The organism is Streptomyces sp. NPDC014727 (assembly GCF_043083485.1).
In the GTDB taxonomy this organism is placed as follows: Bacteria; Actinomycetota; Actinomycetes; order Streptomycetales; family Streptomycetaceae; genus Streptomyces.
In genome coordinates this window covers 378822-394195 of record NZ_JBIBYR010000004.1, presented here as the reverse complement: position 1 = coordinate 394195, position 15374 = coordinate 378822, and the positions used below count along the sequence as shown (strand labels likewise).

Sequence of the window (15374 nt, the reverse complement as noted above, 5' to 3'; positions counted from 1 at the left end):
CAGCAGATACCACCTGCCCACACCCAGCCACCAGCCCAAAGCGGACGCAGAAATCGATCAGGAGATCACTCTCGAACCACCTCGGCGGATTGAGGGTAAGGGATCACTTGCATCGTGATCTTGGGATGATCGGCCTTCTCAGTCAGGTAAAGAAGCTGTTCCTTCATGGTTGCCGGACCGCCTACGACTCGACGCAGGACAGCTTCACTGAGTACGACCCACAACCGCAGCGGATCGGCGGCCCGCCTGAGCACGGACTGCCGCGTCATGCGGAGGTCGATGCGTCGCGCTACCTCCTCCTCGGCGCGTTCGGCGGTTCCTCGCCGCGTAATGGCATCTGCGTAGGCCCGCGTCTGGAGAAGACCCGGCACGGCCTCGCTCTCGTACGCGCGGACCTGTGAAGCACCCTGTTCCAGGCCCACGAACAGCGAGAACCAGCTGGGCATCGACCCGCCGTCGAGCTTCTCCCACCAGCCCTTCTGGCGCGCGTTCTTGGCTGCGCGTAGGTAGTCCTCCCAGCGGTCGGCCGGGACGTCGTAGAGAGGGAGCAGTACTTCGTCCAGGTCACGCAGGACGACCGGCCGCTCGGCCGTCTCGTAGTAGGAGACCTTCCCGACGGTGCAGCGCAGGGCCTTCGCCACATCCCTCTGGTCCAGGCCGGCTTCCTTGCGCAAGCGGACCAGTTCGAAGGCGAGCCAGCGTCGCCACACTGTGGGGCTGGATGTCTCGGTCATCTGCGTTCTCCTTGCCTACGCCTGACGCGGGCTGAAGGGATGCGTGCCCGCTGAAGTACCTGCTTGCCGTACACGCGAGCCGGTCCGCAAGAGCCGCGGCAAGCATCACCTGATCGAGCTACTAGGCGAGTGTTGAATTCAAATTTAGAATCTACAACACACTCAGTCAGCAAGGGAGACACTCCGTGGACGGAACTTCGCGTCCTCAAGACGAAGCACTGGAGCACGTATCAGGTCAACCGCTCCTTGGAGAGGAGGAGTTCTGGCTGCTGGTGAATGGCCTGGTAGCAGAGACGGCCCCTCGGGTGTTCGCGGTTGTTCAGGAATACGGCGATCACGAGGACGGCTGGGTAGCGGCCTGGGGGCTGGCCTTCGAGGATCGAGCAGAGGTCATCCGTGTCGACTGCGGTGCGCGCATGAGCGTCCGGTCGCCGGAGAGCGCGCTCCGGTACTTCAGAAGCACAGCCGCATGCGTACCCAGGGTCGTCTGGGCTCCGGTCATCTCGTAGTCCCCGTTACATGGTGATGCCATGAGGAGTGACACCACTGACGATGCTCGCGCAACGGCGGCCTGTCGCGGCGTCGGCCGCACGGTCTCATCCCGATCGCCTTGTGGTCCCCGAAGGCACCCACGAGCAGTGTTCCGTTCTTCGCCGTCCCGGGGCGATGGCCGACTGTCAGGAGTCGGCCACCCGCACAGGCAGCGACTTCACCCCATTGATGAAGTTCGACACCAGGCGGCGCGGCGGGGCCGCGAGTTGGAGTGGGCCGAATGGCAGGGATCGGCACGCCTCCTCGTACAGAGCGCGCAACTGCAAGCGCGCGAAGTGCGCTCCCAGGCAGACATGCGGGCCGTCGCCGAAGGAGATGTGGGGGTTGGGGGTTCGGGCGAGGTCCAGGGTGAACGGGTCGGGGAAGACGCGTTCGTCGTGGTTGGCGGAGGCGTGGAAGACGACCACCTTGTCGCCGGTGCGGATGCGGGTGCCCGCCAGTTCCGTGTCCTGGGTGGCTGTGCGCCGGAACGTCAGGACCGGGGGGTGACGACGGAGCAGTTCGTCGACGGCGGTGGTCAATTCCACCTCGCCGTCGCGCAGGCGGCGGTACGCGTCGGGGTGTTCGGCCAGGAGGTGCAGGCCGCCGGGGGCCGCGCTGCGTACCGTGTCGTTGCCGGCCACCACCAGCAGGAAGAAGAACATCTCCAGTTCCGGCGCGGTCAGTTCGGGGTCCGTGGCCAGGGACGTCATGACGTCGTCGGCGGGGTGGCGGCGCTTGTGGGCGGCCAGCGCGTGCGCGTGGTCGAACATGTCGCGCAGGGCGGAAGGGGAGCGGGGGTTGAGCGGTCGCCCGTCCGGGCCCAGTGTCGGTGTTCCGGCCTCGTCCGGGTCCTGGTAGCCGATGACGCGTTGCGTCCAGTGGAGAAGAAGCGCACGGTCTGTGTCCGGTACACCCAGCAGATCGGTGAGGTTGAGCAGGGCGTAGTCGTCGGTGACCTGGGCGACGAGGTCGCAGGTGCCGTCGCCGGCCCGTGCCTCGGCCACCGCCCGGGTGAACAAGGAACGGGCGCGTTCACGCACGACCGTCTCGAAACGGTCGACGCGCTTCGGGGTGAAGGCGCGGCTGACGAGGGTGCGCAGTCGCCGGTGGTGCGGCGGATCCTGATTGAGCATCATGCGGCGGATGAACGGCAGGTCGGTCGGGTCCGGGTCGCGGATCTGGGTGGCGCCCAGGTACGAGGAGTACGTCGAGGAGTCCTTGAGTACGCTGACGGCGTCCTGATGCCGGGTGACCGCCCAGAAGCCGGGGCCCGTCGGCCAGCCGAGCACCTCCGGCTCCTCCTGCCACGCCACGGGGTGGTGGTCGCGCAGGTGGCGGTAGCGGTCGTGGGGGATGCCCTGCGCGTACTGCCTGGGGTCGAACACATCCGGTACGGGCGCGCTCATGCCTCCGCGCCCTCGCCGTCCTCCGCGTCCGCCCGCAGGAAGTCCTCCATCACGCGGATCAAATCGAGCGGGGCCTCGTCCATCGCGTAGTGGCCGCACGAGGGCAGCTCCACCAGTTCGGCCCGCGGGAACCACCGCATCCACGTCGCGCGCTGTACCTCGGCCGACAACGCCGGATCCAGCGCGCCCACCACGGTCAGGGCCGGCACGGGTGAACCGTCGATCCGGTCGTGGAAGTCCTCGCCCGCCCAGGAGTCCAGCCAGGCACGGAACGCCTTCGCGTCGCTGCGTTCGAGCGAGCGGCGCACCATGCGGTCCAGCCAGGCGGCCGGGCGTCGGCCTCCGGTGGTGATGTCGAGGATGATCCGGCGGTTCTGCGGGGTGTGCGCCGCCTCGGAGAAGAGTTCCCACTGCTCGGGCGGGAGCGGCAGGCCGGACGCGGGGACGGGCGAGACCCCGACGATTCTGCGCACCCGCTGCGGTGCGACGGCCAGTGTCCGCTGAGCGACGGAGCCGCCCATCGAGTGGCCGATCAGCGAGAACCGCTCCCAGCCGAGCCGGTCGGCCAGCGCGAGCACGTCCGCGGCGCCCTCGGCCGTGGTGTACGTGCCGTCCGCGTCCCTGGCCTCGCCGTATCCCCGTAGATCCACCACGGCGTACTGGAACGAACCGAGGTCGAGATCCGGCAGCACCGGGTCGTACGCGGTCCGGTCGGCCAGCCAGCCGTGCACCGCGATCACCTTGTGCGGGCCGTCGCCGTGCAGTCTGTGGGGCAGAACAGGCAATGCGGTCACGCTGACTCCCGTCACCGTACGGAGCGGCCCGGTCGGTCACCGGCCCGACCCCGACCACGGTGGCGGCAACCACCGGCACGCGCAAGGGCCCACACACGGCCGCCCGGTATCAGGCCGGCGGCATCACGCCAGCAGTCCCAGATACGGGCCGAACTCCGAGGCCAGTGTCAGGCGGCCCAGTTTCTGGTACTCGCGCTGGATCGCGTGGATCAGTGTCGGCATCGTGACCGGTTCGCCCGTGTCCGCCGCCAGGTACGCGGCCGTCACCGCGATCGAGCGGATGTTGCCGCCCGCCAGCTCGAAGTTCTCCGCGCAGAAGGCGAGGTCGAGGTCCTTGCCCCGGGGAAGTGCGGAGCCCAGGCAGCGTTCCCACAACAGGAGGCGCTGTTCGGGGTCGGGGACCGGAAAGTCGATGACCAGGTCCAGGCGGCGGGTGAAGGCGTCGTCCAGGTTGGCCCGGAGGTTCGTGGCGAGGATGGCCAGGCCGTCGAAGGACTCCATGCGCTGGAGCAGATACGCGCTCTCGACGTTCGCGTAGCGGTCGTGGGCGTCCTTCACGTCCGAGCGTTTGCCGAAGATCGCGTCCGCCTCGTCGAAGAGGAGGACTCCGTTCACGCCTGCCGCTTCGGAGAAGATCCGCTCCAGGTTCTTCTCCGTCTCGCCCACGTATTTGTCGATCACGGTCGCCAGGTCGACGGTGTAGAGGTCCAGGCCCAAGTCTGCGGCTATGACCTCGGCGGACATCGTCTTTCCGGTGCCGGAGTCGCCCGCGAAGAGGGCCGATACGCCTCGGCCCCTGCCGCCGCCGGGGCGCATGCCCCACTCCCCGAGGACCCGGTCGCGATGCCTCGCGCGGGCCGTGAGTTCGCGGAGCTGGGCGTGGGTGTCCGGCGGGAGAACCAGGTCGTTCCAGGTGACAGTGGGTTCGATGCGGCGGGCCAGGCGGTCCAGTCCTGCCGCGTTCTGGGCGCGGGCGCCCTGGCGGACGTGGTCGGGGGTGAGGGCGCCGCCGTCCAGGTAGGTGGTCTGGGCAGCGCCCCGGGCGGCGCGGGTGATCTGTTCCGGAGTGAGAAGGAACGGCGAGAGCAGGTGGTCCACGTCGAGGGTTTCGGGGACGGGCGCGTCGTACGCGTCGGTCCAGAGTGCGGCCCGGGTCGAGGGTTCCACGCGCGGGGCGTGCAGGAGCAGGGGCGGGGCGGCGGACCAGGCCGCATCCCAGGGGGCCCGGCCCACCAGGATCGTGGGGACCGGAGTGCCGGTGAGGAGCCGGAGGAGCTCCGGGTGTTCGCGGCAGACCGCGTCGAGCGGTGCGCAGACCAGGCCGGCGCAGGTCAGCCGGGCCTCGCGGACCAGAGAACGGACGGCCTCGGCGGGGGCCGGGTCCTCGGCCAGTCGCGCCAGGTCCAGGCCCAGGACCCGGTGGCCCGCGAGCGTCAGCGCGGAGGCCGCGAGGGCCGTGCCCGCGCCGCCCTGGTCCTCGCGGAGGTAGGCGAGCGAGACGCCTCGGGCAAGGGCCGCAGCCAGCGGGGCCGGGTCACCGACGCCCGGTACGGCGTGCCAGGGGGCGAGGAGATCGGCCAGACGCGGGTCGGGAGTGTCGTCGCCCAGAAGGTGGGCGGTGACCCGGTCGGGGACACGGAGCGCACGGCTCAGGAACGGGCGGTCCAGGTCCTCGACCAGGAGGAGGCGGCCCTCACGCAGTGGGGCAAGGGCCGACAGCCGGCCGCGCGCCACCTGGTCGGCGGGGGACAGGCCGCAGAGACCCAGGGCCAGACCGATGGACGGGCGGCGGCGGGTGACATCGTCGTTCAGGTAGCCGTAGAACGCCTCGAAGCGGTCGTCGAGATCCGGTACGAGCGTGATGAGGAGGATCTCGACGTCGAGGTCGGTGAGCCCGAACTCGGCCGTCAGGGACGTCAGTCCGGACTGCTCCGCCGGCACCTCACCGGAGTCCGGAGCGGAAGGGGGCACGGGGTACGGGAAGGCGCGGGCCTCGTTCTCGTTCAGCAGGCGGGCGATGTTCTCGTCCGTGAGGTAGAGGCCGCGGAAGGCGTCGTCCGGGTCCGGATCGGTGAGCTGCCGGGCCTCGACCGCCCGCCGGATGCGCTGCTCCACCACCACCGCTCGGGCGAGGAGATGGCGCAGGTTCGGATCACCCGCGGTGGTCATTCGGCACTGTCCTCCGCGCGGGCCTTCCCCGCCTCCGTGCGGGCCTTCCGGGTCTCCGTGCGGGCCTTCCGGGTCTCCGTGATCCGGAGGGACAGACCGGGCCGCCGTTCCGCATCGGGGCTGCGTGAGGCGGCGCCACCGCCGGGCCGGCCCGGACGATCTCCGTACACCGGTAGTCCTCCGCGCCCCGGCATCGGTTCCGACAACGGCTCGGCCCTCTCCGGTACGTCCCCGAAACGAGTCTGCAGCCCCTCGTCCCCTACCGGTGGGCCGACCACATAGCTCGGCGACGCCGTCACCGGCACGCTGATCACCAGGTCCAGCGAGGGCTTCAACTCACCGCCCAGCGCACTCCACACATCGGCGAACGAGCGGTCCTCGGGCGGCGGAAGCGCGATCGACATGGGTACGGACGCCCCTGTCTCGGCCAATGTGCCGGTGAGCCGCTCCGGAGGCAGCGCCTCGTACCGCAGCAGGCAGCCGAGCAGCGACGAGAGCAACCGGTGCTCGTCCTCCGGGCGCTTCGTCCATGCCGTGATCAGGTACGACAGCTTGAAGAAACGGGGCGGACGGCGGCGCGCGACGATCGTGCCGCGTTCGTCGTACTCGTTGTGCAGACCGCGCTCGCGCCTGCGCATGTCCTCGCGGATGTCGTAGAGGTAGAGGTTGACCATGGGTGCGTTGACCTTCGCCGCCCACTCCCGGGTCGGAGCGTCGAAGACCACCGCGATCTGGCCGCCTTCGAGCGCCTCCGCCCTGATCAGCCCACGGAGTACATCGTCGACCTCGTGGATCACCCGATCACTCCCGTACGGTCGTCGGCGCTCATGCGCGGCCTGCGAAGTCCGGTGGCTGGAGATTTCGCTGGACCACCAGGACCGGTTTCTGCAGTCGGTCGAGGTCCCGCGAGTCCGCCCGCAGCTTGCGCGGGCCGAGCTTGTCCTTGCGCAGGACCAGGACCTGCACCTCGAAGGTGCCGTCACGGCCCACCGTGGCCGCGGCCCCCTCGGGGGTGATGCCGATGTTCCACGTGAAACGTACGGTCGCGCCCGGCGGGTAGTCCTTGCCCCGGGCCAGTACCGGCTGCCCCGGCTTGGCGACCTGCGGTGTGACGGTCAGCGAGGGCTTCAGGACGCGCAGCCGGTCGGTGTCCTCGTTGTTGGCCGTCCGCCGGTCCGGCAGCGTGCCGCGCACGGTGGCTCGTACATCTCCGGTGACCGCCGCGCGGTACGTCGCCGTCTGGGCCACCTCGATGCGGCCACCGGCCGGGACGGTGCACGGCTTGGCCGCCGTGCAGCGGGTGAGCGCGGGCAGGCTGCGGTCCTTCGCTCTGGGCGGTTTCGGCCAGGCCGAGCCGATGACCACGCCCGTCGCAGCGTCCGGGCCCGCGTTGGTGACGATGAAGCGGGCACGGGCCGGGCGGCCGGTGTACGTACGGTCGGGGCTGACATCGACCTTCATCGCCACATCCGCCGAGGGCGGCACGGGGGCCTCCAGGACCTCGATCTCCGCCGAGTCCGTCCCCGTATTGCCCGCCGAGTCGGTCGCCGAGCAGGTCACCGTGGTGCGGCCGACCGGGAAGAGCGACCCGGAGGCGGGCGTACAGGTCACCGGAAGCGTGCCGTCGGTGGTGTCCTGGGCGGTGGCGGTGTACGTCACGCGCGCGCCGTTCTTGTCCTTGGCCCGGACGGTCAGATCGTCCACCGTGACGACGGGCGCATCGATGTCGTTCACATCGATGTTGATCTGCTCCTGGAAGTCCGGGTCGGCCGCCGCTGCCGGCCCGATCGTCTCCGCACCGGGGACCTGGGTGCCCATCAGGAACTGGACGGTGCAGCTCAGCCGGGTGCCCTGGGGGGCATCCGCGGAAACATCGATGTTCTCCGCGAAGTGCGCGGTGTCCCCGCTGGTGACCCGCTGGGTGGGCGGGTCGAGGCTGACGGACAGATGCGGATCGCAGCTGTCCAGGCGGTAGCTCACGTTGGTGGGAAGGTTGTTGAAGCCCTCGATGATGGCTTCGGTGACACCGTCGCCGGGAATTCCGTTCAGCATGCGGCCGTTGGTGGCCTCGACGATCCGCTTGGCCTGGTCGGGGTCGTGGTACGGGTCCTGATAGGTGGGACTGCTGTATCCGTCGCCGTTGAGACCGTCGCCGTCCTCGGTCTCCACATCGACGGCGATGACGCGTACGCCCTTGTCCTGGAGCGCGTAGACGGCTTCTTCGAAGTAGATCTTGTTACTGGGATTGTGGCTCGACGCATCGCCCACCAGGACCACGACCGGGCTGGCCCCCTCACGGAAGACCGTCCCGCCGTCCGCGCCGTTGGCCACCTTCCACAGCGCGTAGATCCAGTCCTCGGAGGGGCCCTTGCTCTTGTAGCCACGGGAGGTGCCCAGTCTGTCGACACCGTTGTGCTGCACCGCATCGAGGTCGGTGGTCAGTCCCTGGAGGACCTCGAACTCCGCTGTCGGGTCATCCTTCTCGTCCCCGTACGTGGCCACAGCGAAGCGCGAGTCGGGCTGCTGCTCGACGATCTTGTCGGTGATGGAGCGCAACCCCGACTTCACGTCGTCCACCGGTTTGCCCATGCTTCCCGTGCCGTCCACCAGCAGCACCACATCCGGCTTCGGCGGAATCGCAGGCGTACGCACCTGCTTGGCCACGCCCGTGGAGCCGCCGGGATCGACCGCGTCGGTGAACTCGGCGGGGGTGACCCAGGGCTCGGGTACGGCCACCGCCGGCGTCTCGGCAGTGACGGCCGAACCGGGGGCGATGCCGGTGACCACGAGGAGAAGGGCCAGCGCCGGGAGACGGAACGCGACGAGGGTCCGGCGCGAAGCGGAAGGCCATGGCCGGGCCCCCAGGGGTCCCCGATCCGCCCACGACAGGTCCGCACGCGACCGCGACGCCCGCCGAAGCGGCTGGAACCAGCGCACGGAAGCCCTCCCCACCCTCGGCCCGTCGGCATGCCGGACCACACGGTCCCGTACACACGGCCGGCCCGCAGCGGTGCGGAAGTCACACCCCCGGGAAGCCTGCACTGCCCTTTCGGGCATCCGTCGCGTCCATCGGCTCCACCACCGACGCGCACACCGGGAGACTCAGATCAGCCCTTGCCGCATCGCGTACGCCACCGCGTGCGACCGGTTCCGCAGCTGCAGCCGAGTCATCACCGAGTGCAGCACGTTCTTGATCGTGCGCTCGGAATAGGCCAGCTTCGTCGCGATGTCCGCGGTGTCGTACCCCTCGGCGACCAGGCGCAGCACATCCACTTCGCGCGCCGCGAGACCGGTGAAGTGCAGCCCGCGCGGGCCGAGTACCTGTCCCTGGAGGCGGCCCACCTCTTCCAGCAGCCTGCCCAACAGGTCGGAGGGCAGATGGCCTTCCCCCCGCGCGACCGTCCTGATGACCTGCACCAGATGTTCCGGCGTCGACTCGGAGCGCCTGACCACGCCGGCGACACCGCACTCCGCCGCGCTCACCAGCTTCTGCTCGTCGATGTCCGTGGTGACGAGAACGGCGCGCGAGGTGCTGGTGCGCTGAATGTGGCGCAGCATCGTCAGTACCTCCTCGTCGACCGTGTCCACGACGACGACCACGATCTGGGGTGAGGCGTCGCCTTCCACCCACTCCGTGACGCTGACCTCGGGCCGGGCCCGTAACTGACTGGCCACACCCGCTTGAGAGATCGGATCCTGGGCCCGTAATGCGACAGTCGTGCGCTCCATGGCAATGCTCCCCCTGAGCAACAGCCGATGGCCTCGCAGCGAACACAACCATCACGGCTGTTTCGTATGCCTCATTCGCCTGAGGCGGTCAAAAGATTCCCTCGTTTACCTACAGGGAAACAGAAAAGCCGATCCGGGCACGGATTCTGCCCGGAAGTGTTCCTTCACGGCCCATGTCGGCACAGGACGCCGACCCTACGGTGCGCCCTATGAGTCTCACGGCAAGCCTCGACGATTCGTCCGTCACTGCCGCACCGGGCGAGGAGACGGCCCTCCCTCTGCGGATCCTCAACTCCGGCAGCACGGTCGAGGAATACCGGTTCGAGGTGATCGGCGCGTGTGCCGCCTGGTCGACGGTGGAACCGGCGACGCTGTCCCTGTACCCGGGTGACTCCCGGACGGTCTCCCTCGTGCTGCGTCCGCCCCGCGACTCGACCGTTCTCGCGGGGGAGACACCCTTCGGGATACGGGTGGTGCCCACCAGCGAGCAGGACGACACGGTGGTGCCCGAAGGACGGGTGACCGTACTTCCCTTCACCGAGACGACCGCCGAGCTGGTGCCGCGCAGTTCGCACGGCGCCTGGCGCGGGAGGCATCAGCTCGCCGTGGACAACCGGGGGAACACTCCGTCCACCGTACGGCTGGGCGCCCGGTCCGGTACGGAGCGGGCCCGGGTCGCGTTCGCCGCGGATGCGCTGGAGATCGCTCCCGGGCGGGCGGAGTTCGGGAAGCTGAGGATCCGGCCGGCGAAGCGCGTGTGGCGCGGAACGCCGGTCACGCACACCTTCCAGGTCGTCGTCACAACGGATGTGGTGGAGGGGCAGGCACCGGCCGAACCGGCCGCACCGGTGACCCTGGACGGCTCGTACCAGCAGGAGCCGATCCTGCCGCGCTGGCTTCCGCGGGCGCTCATCACCGCGGCCGTGCTGCTGGTCGCGCTGGTCGGGCTCTGGTACGCGCTGCTGCGGCCGGCCGTGAAGTCGGCGGCACGGGAGGCGATCACACCGGACGCCGTACGGTCGGCCGCCGCGGCGGACAAGAGCAAGGCCCCGGACCAGGGTTCCACAGCCGGCACGGGATCGGGCGGGGGCGACTCCTCCGGGGCGAACGGCGGTTCACCGAGCCCCGGTCCCTCACCGAGTTCCGGCACGTCCGACGGCGGGACCGGCAGCGGGTCCGGCGGTGCGTCCGCGGCCGCTCCGACCAGTGCGCAGGTGCAGGTCAGGGACTCGGTGGGCGGTGGGTCGAATACCTCGACGGCCCTGCAGGTACCCCGCGGGCACACCTTCCAGCTGACGGACATCGTGGTCCAGAACCCACAGGGCGACGCGGGAACGCTCCTCGTCTCCACCGGCCGGGACACCCCGGTGCTCCGGCTGGCGCTGGAGAACTTCCGGGACTCCGACTACCACTTCGTCACACCGATCCTGGTGCCCGCGGGCGGCAAGGTCACGATGACCGTCGACTGCCGGAAGGTGGGCAAGCCGGTGAACGCGCCGACGCCCTCCCGGTGTGCGGAGTCGCTGTTCCTGGGCGGCACGATGCGGACGGACGCCGCGGACTGACGGCGCGCACCGACGCCGCGGACTGACGGCGCGGACTGACGGCGCGGACTGACGGCGCGGACTGACGAAGAACCCCGCCACGCTCAGGCGGGCGGAGCCTCTTCCTCCTCCTCGGCTCCTTCCTCCGTCCGCTGCACGAAGGAACCCTGCACATCGGCAGGTTGCTCGTCCTCGTCCTCCGTCGCCGCCCTTTGCACAGCGGGCACCGAGGCGGCGGCCGAGCCATGACCGGCCGCCCCGGTCCCGATCCCCGGAGCCGAGTCCCAAACCGGGGCGGGCGCCGGTTTCGACAGCACCCGGTCGGCGTTCGCGACGGCCTCCCGCTCGAACCGGTCGGACGGATCGCTCACCCTGATACCGCCCGGCGCCTCCGTACCCTCCACCGGTCCGTTGCGCTGCTGGATCACATGGGTGAGCTCATGGGCCAGCGTGGTGCGTCCCTGCGGCGTGGACGGATCGTACGCGTCCCGCTGGAAGACGACGTTGTTGCCGACCGTGTACGCATGGGCGCCCACGCCCTTCGCCGACTCGTGGGCGGCGGAGCCGGTGTGGATGCGGACGTCGGAGAAGTCCGCGCCCATCCGCCCCTCCAGATCGGTGCGGGTCTCGGTGTCCAGGGGCTGCCCACCGCCGGACGAGACCACATCGTGCACGGGGGAGCGTTCTCCCTCATCCTGCCGCTGGAGCATCGAGCCCACGGCGCTGTTGCCGACCGCCCTCTGGAGCGCGCTCATGCCGCCGGCGCCGACCACATCGGCCCGTCCGGCCGCCGCCGCACGGTAGAGATGCGGGATGCCCGCGGCCTCCCGGGCCTCGGCCGTCCTCGACGCGGGCGCGGCTTCGTCGTGCTCCTGCCCGTGCCCGTGATCCCGTTCGTGGTCGTGTTCCTGGTCCCATTCCTGTGCGTGCATCGTCATCTCCCCTGACCGCGCCCCGGGTCGAAGGCGCGTCGTGATGGCCCCACCACTCCACCATCACGACGTCTCCCTGCCTCGTCCAGCCCGGACCCCGCCGGCCAAGGGCAGCCGCCGCTGCCCCTTCGGGCATTCACATCGTTTCGCCCGCCCTCGCGAAGCCCGCCGCCCCGACCGCCGCCCGGCCCCCGACCTCGTCAACGCGTCAACGCACGCTTCCTCGCAGCGTGTTCGGCGGGAATCCGACGGAGATCCAGGGATCAGCGAAGTCGACGACGTCTCTCTTCCGCCCGAGAGGCATCAATGCCCCGTGTACGCAGGACCGCGAAGGCCTTGATGGTGGTGTGTCCCTCCCCCGCCTCCGGCGGCCCGATCCACGACTTCGCCGCCACTGCGTGCAACCGACCGCTCCGCAGGGCGAACCGGGGAAGCGAGACCCCATACACCGCAGCGATGGCGTCGAGCGCGGGCTCACCGAACGGAAGCGCACCGAGCGGTGGGGGCAGCGTTCCTCTCGTCGCGCGCGCATCACCACCGATCGTGTATCCGTACACCTCCTGACCGTCCTCGGCATACGAGAAGCGGAAGGCCTGCGCGGGGGCGGCGGTACCGGGACCGACGGGGACACGGGCCCCCGGGTACCAGACCGATATCGCCCTGGTGTCGAGCGACGCGCGGGCATCCAGACCGGTCAGCCGGTCCTCCACGAAGGGTTCGGGATCGGTCTCGAACGCGAAGCTCCAGCCTCCGCCGCACGAGCCGATCCGTGCGTGCGGGCCGTCCCTCGACGGCATCTTCCATCGGCCCCACGCCCCCAGCTCGCTCTCGGAGCTCGGGGCCAGCAGCACCCCCTCGCCGAGCCGCCGCGCGAGTTCCTGCGGTGGCATGCCGTGGACGAGGACGAAACGGAAGCTGTTCGGTCGCGTACCGGAGTCGGTTCCGGCAAGCCAGCCCAGCCCGTCCGGCCCGGCGGCGTCCAGGACGCCCGAAGCGGCACCGGCACCGGTGCCGCTGCCGGTGGCCGCCGGCCGCCGGGCCGAGCCCTGGCCCGCACGCGGCGTGGTCAGGATCTGCCGCCCGCGCTCCGGTGTGACGACCGGTCCCAGCAGTGGATCGGCAAGCAGGCCGATCGGCGCGACATGCTCGGTGCCGTAGGGCTCCCACTCGGGCACGGCGGCGGCCAGCACCCGCCAGGCACCCTCCGTGTCTCCCCAGCGCGCCAGTTCGCGGGCCTCGGCGACGGCACGGCCGAACGGGCCAGGTGGCTCGTACCGAAACGACCGCTCGCCGGCCTCCCGCAGCGCGGCCTCCGCCCCGGCCCGGCCCTTCTCCCCATGCGGCCTGAGGAACCAGTCGTCATCCCGGCCGATCCTGCGATGCTCCCGCGCGGCGAGCGGCAGGATCTCCCGTACGTACAGCGGGTCGTCCATGTCCATGACCGCCGCGACATGGCCGACCGGCCTGAACATGGCGTGGATCTGGTCCCGCAGCCGCCGGGCCCGCCCCCTCCCGTACGCCTCGGCCTCGTCCAGCACCGCCAACTGCTCGTCGATGTCGCCCCCGGCCAGACAGGCCAGCCGGGCCCGCTCCACCGAGGCGTCGAGCTCGCGCGTCACCTCGTTCTCGAACCCGGGATCGTCACCGTGCCGGCGGTGGAAGTCCCGGTACATGGCCCGCATGAACTCCGCGAACGACGGGAAGCGGTCCGGGAAGTCACCGGACCAGCCGCGGTAGACGTACACGGCCCATTCGCCGTCCTCGCCCACATCCCCGGGGTCGAGCAGGACATCGGTCATGTCCGAGTCGTGCGACAGCTGCAACGACCTGGCCCACATGCCGGCCATCAGCCGCTCGGCCTGCCCGGAGTTCTCATCCAGGTTCTCCTCGTACAGCCGCTGCAGGTCCATCGGGTCGCCATGCACCGCGACGCGCTCCGCGACACCCATCAGATAGACCGAACCACCGGCGTGACGCCACCCGTTGGAGACCTGAAGGAACGTCCGGTACGAGGGCGGCAGCACGAGCCCCAGCCGCTCCTCCAGCGCGGCTGTCTGCTCCTCGGTCGCTGCCGGAAACCCCAGCGATCCGGCGACCACCGCGTCGTCGTCGGCCTCCTCCTCGGCCTCCCCGGGATCGAGCAGGTCCCGGGCGGCGAACCAGTGCCTGCTCCAACTCTCCAGAAGTAACTTCCAGTTGTCGATGTCCATATCCTCCAGCCTGCCAGCCGCCACTGACAGTCACCCCCGGCAGCCGCCGACCCTCGCGCCACTGCCTCTCGCGTCGTCTCCCCCGCGTCGCCTCCGCGAACGAAATCAGCAGCGAACGGCTGCATCGACGGGCCGTGGAGTGGCCGGGCCCCGCCGCCGTCGGGATGATCGACGGCATGACCAAGAGCAACAAGGACCAGGACATCACCCTGCGGATCGCCCAGGACCCCGCGGCGGACGAGCTCCTCGCACGCAGCCCGCTCGCCGCTCTGGTCGGCATGCTGCTGGACCAGCAGGTGCCGATGGAATGGGCCTTCTCCGGCCCGTACACCCTGGCCGTACGAATGGGCGGAGACGATCTGGACGCCCATGAGATCGCGGCCTGCGCCCCGGAGGCCTTCACCGAACTCTTCACCGCCAAACCTGCGCTGCACCGCTATCCGGGCTCCATGGCCAAGCGGGTCCAGCAGCTGTGCCAGTACCTGGTGGCGGAGTACGACGGCGACGCGAGCGCGGTGTGGAGCGATGTCTCCACCGGGGCCGAGCTGCGCAAGCGGCTGAACGCGCTGCCCGGGTTCGGCACGCAGAAGGCGCAGATCTTCCTGGCACTGCTGGGCAAGCAGTTCGGAGTCCGGCCGACAGGCTGGCGGGAGGCGGCCGGGCCGTACGGCGAGGCGGGCTCGCACCGGTCGGTCGCCGACATCACCGGCCCGGAATCACTCGCCGAGGTCCGCGCGTACAAGCAGCAGGCCAAGCAGGCGGCCAGGGCGGCCAAACGCGCAGACACGTAGCGACAGCGCCCGCACCACACGCCCTCATCGCGTGCCCGCAGCACCCCTGTCCCCCCACTTCCCCCCTCCGGCGCGCCGTTCACGCGCCCCTCCGCACGCCCCGCGCGCTCCGACGCACCCCAATGCATCCACTGCAGGGGTACCGTCACGCGCCGGCGCGTCCCGGTGCTGCCGGTACCGGTGGCCCCGCGACGAGTCCGCGCCGGTTGAGCAATCCCCGGCGGGGTCCGGACCTGCGCATCCGTCAGACACGCACCGCCCCGGAGCAGTGCGCCCGGATCGAGGGCGGCTGACGGCGTACCCGTCGGCGATCTCCCGGGCCTGCGGTGGCAGGAGCCCGGCCCCGCCGCCGGAAGCCTCACCGGTACCCGACGCCACACCCGCATCCGACACCACACCTTCATCGGAGGCCACACCCGCGCCCGACGCCACACCTCCACGGGACGCCACGCCCTCACCCGTACTCGCACCGTCGCTGGTGTCCGAACGCGCGCCTCCGCTCGTGCCGTCGCTGTCACTCGTCAAGGCCGC

General features: G+C 70.3%; 12 protein-coding genes. 3 read left to right on the top strand and 9 right to left on the bottom strand.

Going from position 1 to position 15374, the window contains the following annotated elements:
- Positions 1-65: 65 nt before the first annotated feature.
- Positions 66-734, bottom strand: a complete 669-nt coding sequence (locus ACF1B9_RS10260) for a helix-turn-helix domain-containing protein (protein ID WP_391741102.1) — start codon at positions 732-734, stop codon at positions 66-68.
- A gap of 185 nt (positions 735-919) precedes the next feature.
- Here ACF1B9_RS10260 and ACF1B9_RS10255 point away from each other — a divergent pair, with 185 nt between their 5' ends.
- Entirely contained in the window at positions 920-1243 is a 324-nt protein-coding gene (locus tag ACF1B9_RS10255; RefSeq protein ID WP_391741104.1) for a hypothetical protein, read from the top strand.
- A gap of 168 nt (positions 1244-1411) precedes the next feature.
- Here the strand turns inward: ACF1B9_RS10255 and ACF1B9_RS10250 are convergent, their stop codons facing one another.
- From ACF1B9_RS10250 to ACF1B9_RS10225, 6 genes are all read right to left on the bottom strand, one after another.
- Entirely contained in the window at positions 1412-2674 is a 1263-nt protein-coding gene (locus tag ACF1B9_RS10250) for a cytochrome P450 (protein ID WP_391741106.1), read from the bottom strand.
- Positions 2671-3468, bottom strand: a complete 798-nt coding sequence (locus tag ACF1B9_RS10245) for an alpha/beta fold hydrolase (protein WP_391741107.1) — start codon at positions 3466-3468, stop codon at positions 2671-2673. The genes ACF1B9_RS10250 and ACF1B9_RS10245 overlap by 4 nt, the downstream gene beginning before the upstream one ends.
- Before the next feature lie 123 nt (positions 3469-3591).
- A complete protein-coding gene (locus ACF1B9_RS10240) occupies positions 3592-5637 on the bottom strand; it encodes an AAA family ATPase (protein ID WP_391741108.1) in 2046 nt (681 codons plus the stop codon).
- The gene (locus ACF1B9_RS10235) at positions 5634-6434 is read right to left on the bottom strand and encodes a DUF4255 domain-containing protein (RefSeq protein WP_391741111.1); all 801 of its coding nucleotides are present in this window, start codon (positions 6432-6434) and stop codon (positions 5634-5636) included. The genes ACF1B9_RS10240 and ACF1B9_RS10235 overlap by 4 nt, the downstream gene beginning before the upstream one ends.
- A gap of 28 nt (positions 6435-6462) precedes the next feature.
- Entirely contained in the window at positions 6463-8424 is a 1962-nt protein-coding gene (locus tag ACF1B9_RS10230) for a VWA domain-containing protein (protein ID WP_391741112.1), read from the bottom strand.
- Between the two features lie 315 nt (positions 8425-8739).
- Positions 8740-9366, bottom strand: a complete 627-nt coding sequence (locus tag ACF1B9_RS10225; protein WP_351081680.1) for a response regulator transcription factor — start codon at positions 9364-9366, stop codon at positions 8740-8742.
- Between the two features lie 209 nt (positions 9367-9575).
- On the opposite strand from ACF1B9_RS10225, the gene ACF1B9_RS10220 reads away from it, so the two are divergent.
- A complete protein-coding gene (locus ACF1B9_RS10220) occupies positions 9576-10931 on the top strand; it encodes a hypothetical protein (protein WP_391741114.1) in 1356 nt (451 codons plus the stop codon).
- An 83-nt stretch (positions 10932-11014) separates the two neighbouring features.
- Here ACF1B9_RS10220 and ACF1B9_RS10215 read toward each other — a convergent pair whose 3' ends face one another.
- Together ACF1B9_RS10215 and ACF1B9_RS10210 are read right to left on the bottom strand one after the other, a co-directional pair.
- Positions 11015-11848, bottom strand: a complete 834-nt coding sequence (locus ACF1B9_RS10215; protein ID WP_391741115.1) for a DUF4157 domain-containing protein — start codon at positions 11846-11848, stop codon at positions 11015-11017.
- Between the two features lie 257 nt (positions 11849-12105).
- The gene (locus tag ACF1B9_RS10210) at positions 12106-14052 is read right to left on the bottom strand and encodes an SMI1/KNR4 family protein (protein ID WP_391741117.1); all 1947 of its coding nucleotides are present in this window, start codon (positions 14050-14052) and stop codon (positions 12106-12108) included.
- Between the two features lie 176 nt (positions 14053-14228).
- On the opposite strand from ACF1B9_RS10210, the gene ACF1B9_RS10205 reads away from it, so the two are divergent.
- A complete protein-coding gene (locus tag ACF1B9_RS10205) occupies positions 14229-14843 on the top strand; it encodes an HhH-GPD-type base excision DNA repair protein (RefSeq protein ID WP_391741118.1) in 615 nt (204 codons plus the stop codon).
- The last annotated feature ends 531 nt before the right edge of the window (positions 14844-15374 follow it).